Source organism: Hungatella sp., assembly GCF_046966825.1.
This window is the reverse complement of sequence record NZ_JBKVCZ010000163.1, coordinates 1-13,988: the sequence shown is the minus strand read 5'-3', so window position 1 is coordinate 13,988 and position 13,988 is coordinate 1. Positions and strand designations below refer to the sequence as shown.

The following is a 13,988-nucleotide window of genomic DNA, read 5'->3' as shown; positions in this document are numbered from 1 at the left end:
AAAAATGGCGTGGCAGTAGCCGCTCATCTGCCCGCAGGCACAACCGGTGCAACTCTGGACCGCGCGGCTCTCGACAAGCTGATATCGTCCGGAGTCAGGAGCTTCCGGCTCAGCTTTGACGGCGTGGCTATGAGTTTTGACCTTGCCGCCCTGAAAGAGATTGCGGCGCAGACCAGCGGCACACTGACATTTGGCGCGAAAAAGGGATCCGGCCTGGCCGGGGAAGCGCTGGCAGCGATCGGAACCCGGCCGGCCTATGAACTGGCCGTGACCTTCCAAAAGGACGGGCAGACGGTACCAGTCGCCAGCTTCGGCGCAGGCAGAGTGGCCGTGGAAATCTCCTATGCACCTGCTGCAAATGAGCAGACTGGCAGCCTGTATGCGGTTTACGCAGACGGCGGCAGCGCGGTATGGCTGGATCACTCCTGCTATGACCGGAACATGGGGGCTGTCCTCTTTAACACGAACCACTTTTCCGTGTTCGGCGTGGGTTACAAGGCCCCGCCATCCTTTACCGACACGGGAAACCATTGGGCCGGGACAGAGATTGACTTTGCGGCAGGCCGGGGCCTGTTTTCCGGAGCGGACACGGGCGCTTTTAACCCGGATGATGCAGTGACGCGTGGTATGCTGGTGACAGCTTTGGGACGGCTGGGCGGAATCCGCCCGGACAGCTATCAGACCCGCAGCTTCACGGACGTAAAGGCCGACGCTTATTACGCGGCTTATGCAGAGTGGGCGGTACGGGAAAACATCGCAGAAGGAACGGGAGAGGGTTTATTCAGCCCTGACGAACCGGTGACCCGGGAGCAGATGGCGGTGATGCTCAGTAAGTACGCCAGACAGATGGGCGATTCGATTCCGACCCTGCTTGCGGAGGAAGTGTTTACGGACAGCGCTTCCATCAGCCCATGGGCGGCAGCGGAAGTCAGAACCATGCAGAGAGCCGGCGTGATCATGGGGAAGGACGGCAGCCGTTTCGCCCCACAGGAAAGCGCCACCCGCGCCGAGGCTTCCGCGGCGCTTTCCCGGTTCGTGGCGGTTATGGTTGACCCGGCCACAGTGGAGGGCTGGATGAAAAATGATTCCGGCCAATGGCTGTATTATCAAAACGGGAAGAAGCTCACCGGATGGAGGGAAATTGACGGGAAGTGGTACTACTTTTATAAGGATGGCACAATGGCTGTGAATACTGTCATAGACGGCTATGCCATCGGTCCGGACGGAACGATAAACTAAATGAAAATGAACGGGGCCGCGATCACCGGCTGGTATCTGAATCAGGCCGGCGCAGTCATGAATCAGACAAGGAGATTAAATATGGCATTAAACAAGGAAGATTATCAGGATTTTATAGATTCAGGCAAGGGGTTTTTATCAGAACTGACCAGCTCCATAAAGAGAGAGGGCATTACAATCTGGGATATTGACCGTTATCGTGAACTTCTTGGGGAACCTCTGCGGTACAGCGGGGAAGATGAGGAAGAATTTGGAAAACGCGTTGCCGCAAGTCTGAATCGGTGCCCGGCGTCCGTCAACCCCAGCCTGTGGCGTCAGGCCCTGCTCAATCATATGCACGGCCTGTACCGGGTGAGTGACCGTGTCTATCAGATTCGGGGATACGACCTGGCCAATTTGACGATTGTAGAAGTGACCGGAGGTATTGTGGTAATCGACTGCACAACAGCCTGCGAGACAGCGGCGGCAGCGATTGATCTGTATCGGAACTATAAGAAGAAAGAGGGAGGAGGGGATGACGGAGATGCATGCAGAACGGATGGAGGTCCGGTAAAGGCCATTATCCTTACCCATACCCATGTAGACCACTACGGTGGAATACAGGGAGTGATAAACGTAGATCAGGGGCGGCAGGACAGTACTCCGCCGGTGATTATTGCACCGGAGAATTTTGTGGAAGAGGCGGCGCTGGAAAATGCCGTTGTCGGCGATGCCATGGCCCGGCGGTCAACCTACCAGTACGGCACATTTTTAAGCGTGAAAAGTGACGGCACCGGCAAGATAGACGCCGGACTTGGCAAGGATATCCAGATGGGAGGCACGGTCAGTTTTGCCATGCCAACCCATACCGTGACCGTAAATCCGGCTCCAACGGTTCCCGTTACTGAGAAATGTGAAGAGAGCATTCCCAAAACGCCTCTCTTTGACCGCCAGGAATACAGCCTTTTCGGTGTAAGGTTCGAATTTCTCCTTTGCCCCAACACAGAAGCTCCGGCGGAGATGGTAATCTGGCTTCCCGATGATAAGGTGCTGGTGGCCGCTGAGATTGCCACTCATACGCTGCACAACCTTCTGACGCCCAGGGGGGCCGAGGTACGGGATGCGAGATTGTGGTGGAAGGCTCTGGACCGGATGATCACGCTTTATGGAACCCGGATGAAGTATATCTGTGCGACCCATCACTGGCCTACCCTGGACCAAAACCGCTGTGTGCCGTTTTTGGAACAGCAGAGAGACAGCTATAAATTTCTGCATGACCAGACCGTTCATCTGATTAACCGTGGATATACCATGCTGGAGATTGCCGCCTGCTTTGACGAACCGGAATTTCTTCCAGATCTGCTGAAGGATTCCTGGCATAACCGGGGGTACTATGGAACCATCAGCCATGATGTGCGGGCCATTTACCAGAAATATATCGGCTGGTATGATATGAATCCATCCAACTTGAATCCGTTACCACCAAAACAGGCGGCAGAGCGGTATGTCAAATGTATGGGAGGAGAAGATCAGGTCTGGGTTCTGTTAAAACACGCGGTTTCTGAAGAAGATTACCGCTGGGCGGCGGAACTGGGGAAGCACCTGGTATTTGCCAATCCATCGGAGGAAAACCGAAGGCTTCTGGCTGCCGTCTATGAAAAGCTGGGAGAAGCCTGTGAGGCCGGGACGTGGCGCAACATGTACCTTGTGGGGGCTGAAGAACTGAAAAAGGGCGGGCCTCTGGTCAGTATGAACGGCAGCACGGCCAACCAGTCCATTCTCCAGGCCATGGACAAAGAGCTGTTCTATGATTTTGCGGCAGGCAGGCTGAACGGGCAGAAGGCAGGAAAATGCCGCAGGGTCTTTGCAATTACACAGGAAGATTCCACGGAGTATGTCCGCGTGGAGCACGGAGTACTGAATTACCACGATAAAGAGGCGGAAGGCGCGGTTCCGTTTACGATCAGCAGGGAGACATTTGCCGATATCCTTCTGGGGGTGCTGACGGCAGACGAAGCCATAGATAACGGGAAGATTACTGTGTCAAACACCATAGGTGAGCAGGAAGCAGTTTTGAGTTTCTTTGATCTGTTCGACTGTGCTCCTCCAAATTTCAATATTGTGCAGCCTAAAGTACAGAAGCATTGAAAGAAGATAGAGAGAAGTAGGTTTCTATAAAAAGGCAGCAAAACGCAATAAAATAAATGGTTGCGTTTTGCTGCCTTTTTGCTTCATAGTTTCTTTCTTGTCAAAGTTTTTATACCATCTGCATACATCATAGATGAGGGTGATAGTAAAATAGGTACCGCAACGATCAGATAAATATTATATCGTCCACAGATTAGAAATGCAGCGACAGGAGAGGCTGAAATCTTCAATAGACACTTGTTTGCTCCTAAACTAAAATTAGAAGATAGAAGTCGTCCTTCGTCAGCGTCAGCTTACGTTTTCCGCGGATAAAGAGCTGTTTCCCCAATTGCTGTTCCAGTTCAATCATCTGTTTGGACAGCGTGGACTGTGTCACATGAAGCGTCTCAGAGGCTCTTGTTATATTTTCTTCCCTTGCGATTGCCAAAAAGTAGTGCAGAAGCCTTGTCTCAACCATATGAATATGCTCCTAACTTTTGAATTTTGTTACGTTATGGCTGGTTTTTGCAATTTCTCTCTCAGATAGCTTAAAAAGATTTTCGCTGCGGGTGAAAATGTCTGGTATTTTTTTGTCACTATAACAAGGTCTATTTTTAAATCCGGTGAAAAGGGCCGGAAAGCGAGATTGCGGTTTCCATCCGTACTCACCAGATTCCCAAGGCAGAAAGCAGCAGCTCTATGCCCGTCAGCAGTGGTTTGAAAGCACGGATGACATGCAGGCCGAGTATGAACGACAAATACGTACTCTTCAGGCTGAAAATGCGCGTCTCTATGAGCGGAGCATCAAGGCAGAAGCACAGCGGGATGCTGCATATGATAAGATAACGGAAATGCGCAGAGAAAAGTATCAGCTCGCTGCAGAACTGGAAGAAGAAAAAGGAAAGAATCAAAAACTGATAGCTCAGATCAGCAAAGATTTCGAGAACTCCTCTCTTCCTTCCTCAGCCCAGTCCATCAGGAAAAAGAAAATCCCTAACAATCGGGAAGCCACAGGCAGAAAGCCCGGTCATCCAGGACATGGTCGAAAAAAACAGACACCGACCCGAATCGTTTTGCTCCAGCCATCACAAGAAATCCTTGATGACCCTGATTTCAGAAAAACAAACAGGACGCTCACGAAGCAGCTGGTCAATGTAGAGGTATGTTTGAATGTAATGGAATACCAGGCGGATACATATCGTAACTCCAGGACAGGAGAACTCTATCACGCACAATTCCCAGATGGTGTGGTCGATGAGGTCAACTATGGCTCTTCGGTCAGAGCCTTCCTTTTCCTGCTGAATAACGACTGCTGCGTTTCTATCGATAAGTGCCGGGATTTCCTTAAAAATCTGACTGGTGGGAAGCTGGATATTTCCAAAGGAATGATTAGTAAGCTCAGTCAGGAGTTCGCAGAAAAAAGTGAACCACTGCGAAAGTCCGCAGCTTCAGAGCTGTTCCTTTATCCGGTCATGCATACAGACTGTACCAATGCCCGTGTGAATGGACAGAACGCATATGTGTTTGTCTGTGCAGCGCCAGACGGACCAGCGCTGTACTATGCCCGTGAGGTCAAAGGCCATGCAGGAGTTGCAGGAACACTCATAGAGGATTATCAGGGAATTCTGATCCACGACCACGAGAAAACCTTTTACAGGTATGGAACAGCCCATCAGGAATGCCTGGCCCATGTACTGCGTTATCTGAAAGGCAGCATGGAAAACGAACCGGAGCGGACGTGGAATAAAGATATGCATGCTCTGCTGCAGGAAATGATCCACTATGTGAACGGATTGGAATCCGGTGCAGGGCGGGATCCGGAAAAGCTCCCCGAATATGAGACCAGATATGATCAGATCCTGGAAAAAGCCCTGGCCGAATACGCAGATGTTCCATGCAGTGATTACTACAGAGACGGATTCAATCTGGCCACAAGGCTGAAAGGATATCGGGATTCGCACCTGTTGTTCCGGCATGACAGCAGGGTACCTGCAACGAATAATCTGGCCGAGCGATTGCTAAGAAACATAAAGCGAAAACAGAATCAGGCTGTGTCATTACGGAGTAACAAAAGTCTTGAGTTCCTCTGTGATAGCATGAGCGTGCTGTTTTTGATGCGCCAGGAAGATGGCAACTTATATGATAAAGTATCCGCAGTATTCTAAGAAGAAAGAACCCATGGCTTCGACTGACTCCAGTCTACATTATGGGTTCTTTCTTTACAAGTTAGCCTCTGAACAGTAACGAAAATGTTCAGAGTTACCAATTTTAGATCTTCAGTATATTGAAATTTTGTAATAAATATATTATAATATAGAAAATAGGAGCGGTTCTAGTATTAATCTATAAAGCAAGATGTGTTTATAGTCTCTTTGAGTTGAGTTCAGAGGATGGGAAATTGGTATACAATCGTGCAAAGTTTATTTGCATCTGGCGCGCACACGCCCCATATACAAATAAACTTTGCTTGCGGTTTAATGTAGAATCGCTCTTTATTGTTGGGGGATAAGATGAAATTAATGAAAGATAAAGGGGTATTAGAATTAATAGAGGAATTAAAGAAAAAATTGAGATTAAGAAGTATCGAGGATGAGACAATTCCTCGATTTGTTTTTGTTTGTGGTGAACAAATATTAGATGAAAATGGTAATTTAATTGATGAGGCAATTTTAGAGGTTCAAAATAATATTCGTTATCTTATTATGAAAAAGTTTATAAAATATAAACAATGTGAAGAATATGAAAAGGTAAGTCATCCTGCACAATGTATAATTTCCGAGTATCTATATACAGATGATAAAGAAATTGATATTTTGACTTTCGAAGAGGTTTTAGCCGAAATAAGCGAGTGTATAATAATTATTGTGGAAAGTCCTGGTACTTATTGTGAACTGGGAGCGTTCGCGTTAAATGATGTGTTTGCAGATAAAACAATAGTCGTGAATGAAGATAATCCCCAATATAAAAAATCATTTATTACAAAAGGACCAATCAAGAAAATAGAAAACAAACATGAAGAGAATATTATCCTTCATAATGGAAAAGGTACACTAAAAAATTCACTGGAATTAGATGATATGATTTTAAAAATATCATCAAAACGGGTAAAATATATTCCGAATTTAAATGCACAAGAGCTAAGTTTAAAAAATTTAATTTACGAATTACTTAATTTGACGGAATTATTTGAACCAGTTACAGCATATGAATTGGAGACATTGTACAAAGAGATTAGAGGGATAACAAATTATACAATTTCTAAGAAAGAAAAGCATAAAATAGTAAGCTTTAAACGAGTGATACTTTTGATGGAGGAAATGAAAATTATAATAAGAAACAATGGATTCCTGCATATTAATAAAGATATTACATGTTATAATGCAATGTTTACCATTAACCGAAAATACCTTAATACATTTCGAATTAGATATTTGTGTAGAGTATATAAATGTGAACCTGAAAGGATTGGATCGTTATAATGAATTTATTAGAGCAGATGAATAGTGATTTAGGAATTGATGTTCAATATATTAAATTCTGTTCCCAAAGGAATGGTTTATATGCACAATATTATATACCTAAAAAGAATGGAAAATTGAGAAAAATATTGCAACCATCAAAAGAATTAAAAGTTTTGCAATATTGGTTATGCAAAAATATTTTTAACTATTTTCCAATTTCTAATTTTAGTACTGCATACCAAAAAGGATGTTCGGTTAAAAAAATGCAGACTTCCATAAAAAGTGTAAATATGTGTTACATACAGATATTGTACATTTTTTCGAAAGTATTACAAGAGAGACTATGATTAGTTTTTTTCGGAGGAATAAGGATATAGTAGAAAAACTCCAATTATCTTCCCAAGAAATAGATTTAATTATGGATTTAGTTTTGTATAAAGGAAATAATTTAGTGGTTGGAAGTGTAGCATCTCCTATGATATCGAATTGTATTATGTATGAATTTGATATTAGGTTAGGTGATTTATTACAGAATAAGAAGATGAACTATACGAGGTACGCTGATGATATTGTTATATCCTCTAACCAATTTATTGATGAATCTATTATAAACGATATTGATTATTTGTTGAAGGAGTATGGTTTTAAAAGGAATATTGGTAAAACTTATTTTATGAGTAAACATAAAAAAAGGGAAGTAACAGGTATTATTATAGATAATAATGATAATTCACTGTCTATCGGAAGAAAGAAATTCGTAAGTTTAAAACGGGATATTTACGATTATTTAGTCAAGGATAAAGGAAATGTAAATAGGATTAAAGGAATGTTATCTTATCTAAAAGATATTAATATCGATAGATATAAGGCGTTGGAGAAGGTATACATTAAATATGATAAAAAAAATGAGCTTTTTAATTTGTAAAAATGAGTATAGAAATTACTGAAATAGGAGAAATTCTTGAGCAGATGATAAAGTTGTGTAGAATAGTTTTTAATACAGGCACTTATGAGAAAATTGAAACATGCGAATTAAGAGAATGGTTGAATAAAAAATAGAAATTGGGAAAAAATCAGAACTAATTTTACAACTAATACAGTATTAACAAAAAGAAATAAGATGGTTGCATATGCAGATTTAAAGCTTTGAGAATTGTATAGATGAGATTATTAAGGAGATTATAATAGGCTCAAAGTCAAAAATATCAGAAAAGAACATTTACCAGTTCTTAGTGGCAAATGGGTATGATAATTACATATCAGTTAAAGTTTCTAATAATGTACTGGCGCAATACGTGATTGAATCATCTAGCAAGCCAATAGGAATTTCAGAATATGAGTTGTCGAAATTGTACCCGGCGAATTTCAAAGGCTCTTTACAGGCATTGCGGATTTTGAGAAAAGGGTTTGTAAAGAGAGGATTGTGATTTAGATAATGTGATTACGCATTTAAATTATAGGTTGAGAGAACTATTTATTGAGGAAAAGGAATTATGACAAACAAGAAGAAAGAGATTACAATACACAGCTCAGCCGCAGAGTATTTAACATATGTAGCATCTACAGGTAGTAACTCAGATAGTTTTGAGATGCGCTATGAAGACGAGAACATTTGGCTGACGCAGAAAATGATGGCAACCTTATATGATGTTTCTGTATCGGCAATCAATCAGCACCTTAAAAGGATATTTGAAGATAATGAACTGGTAGAGGAATCAGTTATTAAGAAATACTTAATAACTGCCTCGGATGGTAAATCCTACAGTACAAAACATTATAACTTACAGGCAATCATTGCCGTTGGATTTAAAGTGAACAACGACCGCGCCGTAAGATTCCGCAAATGGGCTGGTCAGATTGTAAAGGATTATACAATTCAAGGATGGACGATGGACAAAGTGCGCCTGAAAAAAGGGCATATGTTCACCGATGAATACTTTGAACGTCAGCTTGAAAATATTCGTGAGATACGCCTGTCCGAGCGAAAATTTTATCAGAAGGTTACAGATCTCTATGCAACAGCGTTTGATTACGACAAAGATGCCAAGACTACCCGGCAGTTTTTCAAAATGGTACAGAATAAGATGCACTGGGCCGTACATCGGCATACAGCAGCGGAATTGATTGTAGAGCGTGCAAATGCCGAAAAAGAACATATGGGCCTGACAACGTGGGAATCAGCGCCAGATGGGAAAATTGTCAAAGCAGATGTTACTGTTGCTAAGAACTATCTGAGCGAAAAGGAAATGTCCTATTTACAGAGAATCGTTTCACTGTATCTCGACTATGCGGAGTTACAGGCGGAACGAAGAATACCGATGAGTATGGAGGATTGGGCAAAGCGCCTTGACGGATTCCTGGAGTTTAATGGAAATGAACTGCTTATGGGGCCGGGAAAAGTCAGTGCAGAGCAGGCAAAGCTTCATGCAGAGACGGAGTTTGAAAAATATCGCGTTGTTCAGGATCGCTTATTTATGTCAGACTATGATAAGTATTTGTTAGAATTAGAACATCAAGCGGACCAAAGTGACATGTAAAAATAATTATACCGTTTCCGTTTGGGGATAATTATGCCTTCTCGCCATCATTATCATCCACTCAGCAAATGTCGAAGTGTGTTGTCGGATGTCACTTGTAGATGAAAAGGGGAAATAGAGAAAAACCACAAAATATAGTGGCTCCGGAGAAAAAACGGCCGAGAATTCGGCCGTTTTTAGGAATGGATTTTTAACTGAGTGTGGTTGGGGAGCGGAAAATAGAAAGTAATTTATAGAAACTGGATAGATTTTAACTAACCGGTTATTGGGGGGATAACCGGAAAAATAAAAGTTTTTGAAGAAGATCAGGTGGCATTATTTTACTTGGTCTTTTTATGAGGATTGTTAAAGAATATTGGACCTATGTCAATACCTTGGGTAAAAAATGTTTATAAAAATGGAAGGGCTGTGGAAAAATGGAATTAAACCAACTCCATCTTTTCACAGCCCCTAAATCGTATGTAATACAGTTGTATCCGGCGATGCTGCGGGTTTCCGGCATCCATCACGGTACAGACAGAAATGGATGCGCTGGCACCTGCGTTGGAGGCGTATTTCGGTACATATGCAATGGAAGAAACGGACCGGTATGCAGTAGCCTATATTCGGTTAATTCATGAAAATCTAGAGTATGCACTGGCAAACCCATCTGATTAAGAGGGCAGAGAGAAGTGGAGACAATCCTGCGTAAGTCCGGCAATCTTAATAGTAATGATCCACTTTATAATTCTGCGTTTGTCTCAGTTTTTAATGATTAGGTGTTTATTCCTGCCATAAGAGAGCAAATAGAACTGCCGCCAAAAGAAGATGCTAAAGGATCGCATTAGCATGAAGGTTTTTGTATTTTAATGGAGACATTTTGTATTCTCTCTTAAACAGGTGATAGAAATTACTGATGCTCTGGAAACCGCTTTCAAAGGCAATATCAATGATTTCCTTATCACTGTGCTGTAACAGATTTGCTGCGTAGTTTAGTTTCCGTGCATTGATATAGGAAACAGGAGTTACTGACAGATACTTCCGGAATGCCCGACAGATATGTTCCGGAGTCCGATCCGTCTGCCTGACGAGATATTCCATACCTTCCTGAAGATTACTGATATCGGAAAGGCCATTAAGAGCCTGTGTTAGCCAAAAAGGGATCACTGACGAAGGCAGATCTGTTTGTTCCTTTTCCAGCCCAGGTATGATATAAGAGTAAACGATATCTGTCAGGATCGCTCTTAAATATGTATTTTTCTGTTCAGGACAATCAGAGGGAAGCAGATTTAAATAAGATAGTCTGCTTTGGAGCAGTGTGGCCTCTGTTCCTGTCAACATACACAATGGAATGTGTGGACCGGAACATAAAAGATCCAGTTTATCGGAAGAACCGTAAAGAAAATAAAAGAGGGATTCCAGTGATGTTATGGGAAATGCCAGGTTAATGTGGTAACCATTTTCACATTTCAGCTTGGAATGAATATCACCTGGGCGAATCAGCAGAAGGATTCCGGGGGACAAATGAAGCGGGATCCCATTTATAATTACGGTCAATATACCGGAAACATTCAGGATGATTTCATAGAAATCATGAACCTGTGGATAGTCCTCGGGGTCAAAATGAGAACGAAATGCATAGTGAGTTTCGCTGCCGTTTGAAAATACTCCGGCAGCCATTATTTGCTTTACTGTTATCATGGAACCACCTCCCTGCTTATAATTAATAATTAGATGAGAGTAATATACTGCTGAATCATTCGGCTGTAAAGCGATTTTACGGAAAAATATCAAGATACTGCAAAAAAAGTAAAGCTGAGAGAAGATTTTTATTCGAATCAGGAGTATAGTAACAGCATATCATAAATTTTATAGGAATGGAGAAATGAGATGAAACTGGGACTGGGACTTTATCATCACATGCTTACAGAACGTGAGTTCGCATTTGCCCGACAATGTGGCTGTACGGATCTGATTGTTCATCTGGCCAATTATTATGACGGTGATAAAAATATAGTGATGGCAACTGATGAAACGAAAAATTATGGAAAGGCAAAGGCTATGGATCCGATTTGGTCGGAGGAAAACCTTTGTATGCTTCAGAAACAGGCGGAGGAGAAGGGACTTCGAATCTATGGGATTGAGAACTTCAGTCCTGCCGACTGGTATGACATTCTGCTTGATGGACCCAAAAAGGAAGAACAGATGGAAAATTTGAAACAGATTATCCGCAACACGGGGAAGGCCGGGATACACTGTTTTGGCTATAATTTCAGCCTTGCCGGAGTCTGGGGACATCAGAAAACGACAAAAGCCAGAGGCGGGGCTGTCAGTACATGCTTCCATGCTGATTCGCTTCAAACAGATGCGAGAATTCCATGTGGAGAAGTGTGGAATATGACATATGCGGAGAACAGGAACGGGGAATATATTAAGGATATCGGATATGAAGAACTCTGGAGCCGTCTTCGCTGGTTTCTGGAGCGTATTCTTCCGGTGGCGGAAGAGGCTGGAGTCGTAATGGCCCTGCATCCGGACGATCCGCCTATGCCGTACTTGAGGGGAACTCCGCGGCTGGTTTATCAGCCAGGCCTTTATCAAAAGGTACTGGATCTGGTTCCCAGCCCTTCCAATGGCATTGACTTTTGCATGGGAAGCATTCAGGAAATGACGGAGGGAAATATTTACGATGCACTGGAGCAGTATTCCTCACAGGGGAAAATCGCCTATGCTCATGTACGGAATGTGAGAGGGAAGGTTCCGGATTACACGGAAGTATTTGTCGATGATGGGGATATTGAGATCGACAGGGCTCTCGCGATATTACATAGAAACCATTTTGAGGGTGTGCTGATCCCGGATCATACGCCGCAGATTACATGTGGAGACGAGTGGCATGCAGGTATGGCCTATGCACTTGGCTTTATCAAGGCGGAAATGATGCAATTAAAATAAGAAAACGGAGGTGCGAGAAAAGATGTATTTATTCGACCTTACTGGAAAAACCGCCCTGGTAACTGGCGGAACGAGAGGGATTGGGCTGGCTATCGCTTTAGGACTGAAAGAAGCGGGGGCGGACGTATGGATACATGGAAGTCGTCGTGAGAGTACCGAAAAGGCGGCGGCACAGTATGGCTTTTCCTATCTGTATGGTGATTTAAAAGATTCAAAAAACCTGGAAACAATGGTAAAACCGCTTATGGACAGCACGGATACATTAGATGTGCTGGTGAATAATGCAGGATTCGAAACGCATTGCCCGGTGGAATCCGCAATGGAAGAAGAGATGGACTCCGTATATAATGTCAATGCCAAGTCGCCTTTTTTTCTGCTGCAGAAACTTCTGCCAATGCTGAGGAAATCGGAGGGCGCTTCTGTCATCAATGTTACATCTATCCATCAGAAGGTACCGGTCAGAGAGAATGGGTATTACTGTATGGCGAAAGCCTCTCTGTCCATGTTTACGAAAGTTGCGGCACTGGAGCTGGCAAAGGAGAATATCCGGGTAAATAATCTGGCACCAGGGGCGATTCTTACGGATATGAACCGGGAATTAGTAGAAAATATGGAGTTTGAACAATGGATTCCGTTAGAGCGGGTGGGAAGGGCAGAAGAACTGGTGGGGCCGGCGGTTTTTCTGGCATCGGCGGCTTCTTCCTACGTAACGGGTACCACACTCTATGTTGATGGCGGATATAGCGAAAATCTGCTTCGATACTAGTACTGCTTTGCATTAATTCCACAGTAATAGCACTCGCTATCCACGCCAGGAGCACGCCTGCAAAGCTAGACGTAGGGTCCACTACGCCGTCGCTTTGCAGACGCACACCTGACGCGGATATCAAGCACTATTACTGCGTTATTAATGCAAAGCAGTACTAGTGAAATATTATTTAGACATTAGGGAGGGAAGAGAGATGGCATCACATAATCATGAAATGCTGGAAAAAATAAAGAGGGAACTGTATACACCGGTAGTGGGTGATATCCTAGATCAGATGGGATATTATCATCAGTTTCTGCCTCAGGCAGTCAGACCGCTGAGAGAAGAGATGAAGCTGGCAGGATTTGCAATGCCAGTTTTGATGATTGACGTTTATGAAGAACAGAAAAAACCTTTCGGTTTTTTAACAGAGGCATTGGACGAGCTGCAGGAAGATGAGATTTACTTAGCCAGTGGCGGGGCCATGCGCTGTGCCTATTGGGGAGAACTGCTCACTGCTACAGCAAAGAAGAGAAAGGCCGCTGGTGCTGTGATCAATGGCTGGCACCGCGATACGCCACAGGTGTTGGGACAGGATTGGCCTGTTTTTTCGAGGGGTTGTTATGCACAGGATTCTTCAGTGCGCACTCAGGTTACGGATTACCGCTGCACGATTGAAGTAGGCGATGTGCGGGTGGAACCGGGTGATTTGATATTTGGCGACATAGATGGAGTTCTGGTTATTCCGAAGGGCTGTATGGCTGAGGTGATTTCCCGGGCATTGGAAAAGGCCAGCGGAGAGAAAGTCGTAAGGAGCGCGATCGAAAATGGGATGAGTGCTACGGAAGCATTTAAAACTTTCGGGATTTTATGATAGGGGTCAGGAAAAGAAGCCTGCTTGTAAGCAGGCTTCAGACTGTAGACAAAATGGTTCCTGGTGCGATGCACCCGGAACCATTTTGA

General features: G+C 43.7%; 11 protein-coding genes and 1 pseudogene. 10 read left to right on the top strand and 2 right to left on the bottom strand.

Annotation, left to right across the window (positions count from 1 at the left end; all coding sequences use genetic code 11):
- Together ACLTD4_RS29635 and ACLTD4_RS29630 are read left to right on the top strand one after the other, a co-directional pair.
- The coding region (locus ACLTD4_RS29635) for an S-layer homology domain-containing protein (RefSeq protein ID WP_412331785.1) at window positions 1-1,239 on the top strand (1,239 nt) is incomplete at its 5' end.
- The gene (locus ACLTD4_RS29630; protein ID WP_117622751.1) at window positions 1,240-3,366 is read left to right on the top strand and encodes an alkyl/aryl-sulfatase; all 2,127 of its coding nucleotides are present in this window, start codon (window positions 1,240-1,242) and stop codon (window positions 3,364-3,366) included. It begins immediately after the preceding gene.
- Window positions 3,367-3,613: 247 nt separating this feature from the next.
- Here the strand turns inward: ACLTD4_RS29630 and ACLTD4_RS29625 are convergent, their stop codons facing one another.
- A complete protein-coding gene (locus ACLTD4_RS29625; RefSeq protein ID WP_117622750.1) occupies window positions 3,614-3,823 on the bottom strand; it encodes a LysR family transcriptional regulator in 210 nt (69 codons plus the stop codon).
- A gap of 256 nt (window positions 3,824-4,079) precedes the next feature.
- On the opposite strand from ACLTD4_RS29625, the gene ACLTD4_RS29620 reads away from it, so the two are divergent.
- The 5 genes and pseudogenes from ACLTD4_RS29620 to ACLTD4_RS29600 all read left to right on the top strand — a co-directional run bounded on the left by ACLTD4_RS29620 (window position 4,080) and on the right by ACLTD4_RS29600 (window position 10,000).
- Window positions 4,080-5,510, top strand: a complete 1,431-nt coding sequence (locus ACLTD4_RS29620) for an IS66 family transposase (protein WP_243009738.1) — start codon at window positions 4,080-4,082, stop codon at window positions 5,508-5,510.
- A 345-nt stretch (window positions 5,511-5,855) separates the two neighbouring features.
- Window positions 5,856-6,824: a retron St85 family effector protein gene (locus tag ACLTD4_RS29615; protein ID WP_117622749.1), complete on the top strand. Its 969-nt coding sequence runs from the start codon at window positions 5,856-5,858 to the stop codon at window positions 6,822-6,824.
- Between the two features lie 262 nt (window positions 6,825-7,086).
- A pseudogene (locus ACLTD4_RS29610) lies at window positions 7,087-7,731 on the top strand (reverse transcriptase domain-containing protein); the annotation flags it as partial.
- Between the two features lie 568 nt (window positions 7,732-8,299).
- Window positions 8,300-9,343 carry a virulence RhuM family protein gene (locus ACLTD4_RS29605; protein WP_117622747.1) on the top strand — a complete coding sequence of 348 codons (1,044 nt, stop codon included), beginning with the start codon at window positions 8,300-8,302 and terminating at the stop codon, window positions 9,341-9,343.
- A gap of 474 nt (window positions 9,344-9,817) precedes the next feature.
- Window positions 9,818-10,000 (top strand): iron-containing alcohol dehydrogenase, encoded by a 183-nt coding sequence (locus tag ACLTD4_RS29600; protein ID WP_117624593.1) that lies wholly within the window; start codon window positions 9,818-9,820, stop codon window positions 9,998-10,000.
- Window positions 10,001-10,153: 153 nt separating this feature from the next.
- Here ACLTD4_RS29600 and ACLTD4_RS29595 read toward each other — a convergent pair whose 3' ends face one another.
- Entirely contained in the window at window positions 10,154-11,023 is an 870-nt protein-coding gene (locus ACLTD4_RS29595; protein ID WP_117624594.1) for a helix-turn-helix transcriptional regulator, read from the bottom strand.
- 189 nt (window positions 11,024-11,212) lie between these two features.
- Here ACLTD4_RS29595 and ACLTD4_RS29590 point away from each other — a divergent pair, with 189 nt between their 5' ends.
- From ACLTD4_RS29590 to ACLTD4_RS29580, 3 genes are all read left to right on the top strand, one after another.
- Window positions 11,213-12,277 (top strand): mannonate dehydratase, encoded by a 1,065-nt coding sequence (locus ACLTD4_RS29590; RefSeq protein WP_117624595.1) that lies wholly within the window; start codon window positions 11,213-11,215, stop codon window positions 12,275-12,277.
- A 22-nt stretch (window positions 12,278-12,299) separates the two neighbouring features.
- Window positions 12,300-13,043 (top strand): SDR family NAD(P)-dependent oxidoreductase, encoded by a 744-nt coding sequence (locus tag ACLTD4_RS29585; RefSeq protein WP_055655917.1) that lies wholly within the window; start codon window positions 12,300-12,302, stop codon window positions 13,041-13,043.
- 196 nt (window positions 13,044-13,239) lie between these two features.
- The gene (locus ACLTD4_RS29580) at window positions 13,240-13,899 is read left to right on the top strand and encodes an RraA family protein (RefSeq protein WP_117624596.1); all 660 of its coding nucleotides are present in this window, start codon (window positions 13,240-13,242) and stop codon (window positions 13,897-13,899) included.
- Window positions 13,900-13,988: the final 89 nt, after the last annotated feature.

What these genes read in the sequence shown, in the direction of transcription:
- ACLTD4_RS29630 (WP_117622751.1), top strand. Translation starts at nt 1,240, where the DNA reads ATGAAAATGAACGGGGCCGCGATCACCGGCTGGTATCTGAATCAGGCC.
- ACLTD4_RS29625 (WP_117622750.1), bottom strand. Translation starts at nt 3,823, where the DNA reads ATGGTTGAGACAAGGCTTCTGCACTACTTTTTGGCAATCGCAAGGGAA.
- ACLTD4_RS29620 (WP_243009738.1), top strand. Translation starts at nt 4,080, where the DNA reads ATGCAGGCCGAGTATGAACGACAAATACGTACTCTTCAGGCTGAAAAT.
- ACLTD4_RS29615 (WP_117622749.1), top strand. Translation starts at nt 5,856, where the DNA reads ATGAAATTAATGAAAGATAAAGGGGTATTAGAATTAATAGAGGAATTA.
- ACLTD4_RS29605 (WP_117622747.1), top strand. Translation starts at nt 8,300, where the DNA reads ATGACAAACAAGAAGAAAGAGATTACAATACACAGCTCAGCCGCAGAG.
- ACLTD4_RS29595 (WP_117624594.1), bottom strand. Translation starts at nt 11,023, where the DNA reads ATGATAACAGTAAAGCAAATAATGGCTGCCGGAGTATTTTCAAACGGC.
- ACLTD4_RS29590 (WP_117624595.1), top strand. Translation starts at nt 11,213, where the DNA reads ATGAAACTGGGACTGGGACTTTATCATCACATGCTTACAGAACGTGAG.
- ACLTD4_RS29585 (WP_055655917.1), top strand. Translation starts at nt 12,300, where the DNA reads ATGTATTTATTCGACCTTACTGGAAAAACCGCCCTGGTAACTGGCGGA.
- ACLTD4_RS29580 (WP_117624596.1), top strand. Translation starts at nt 13,240, where the DNA reads ATGGCATCACATAATCATGAAATGCTGGAAAAAATAAAGAGGGAACTG.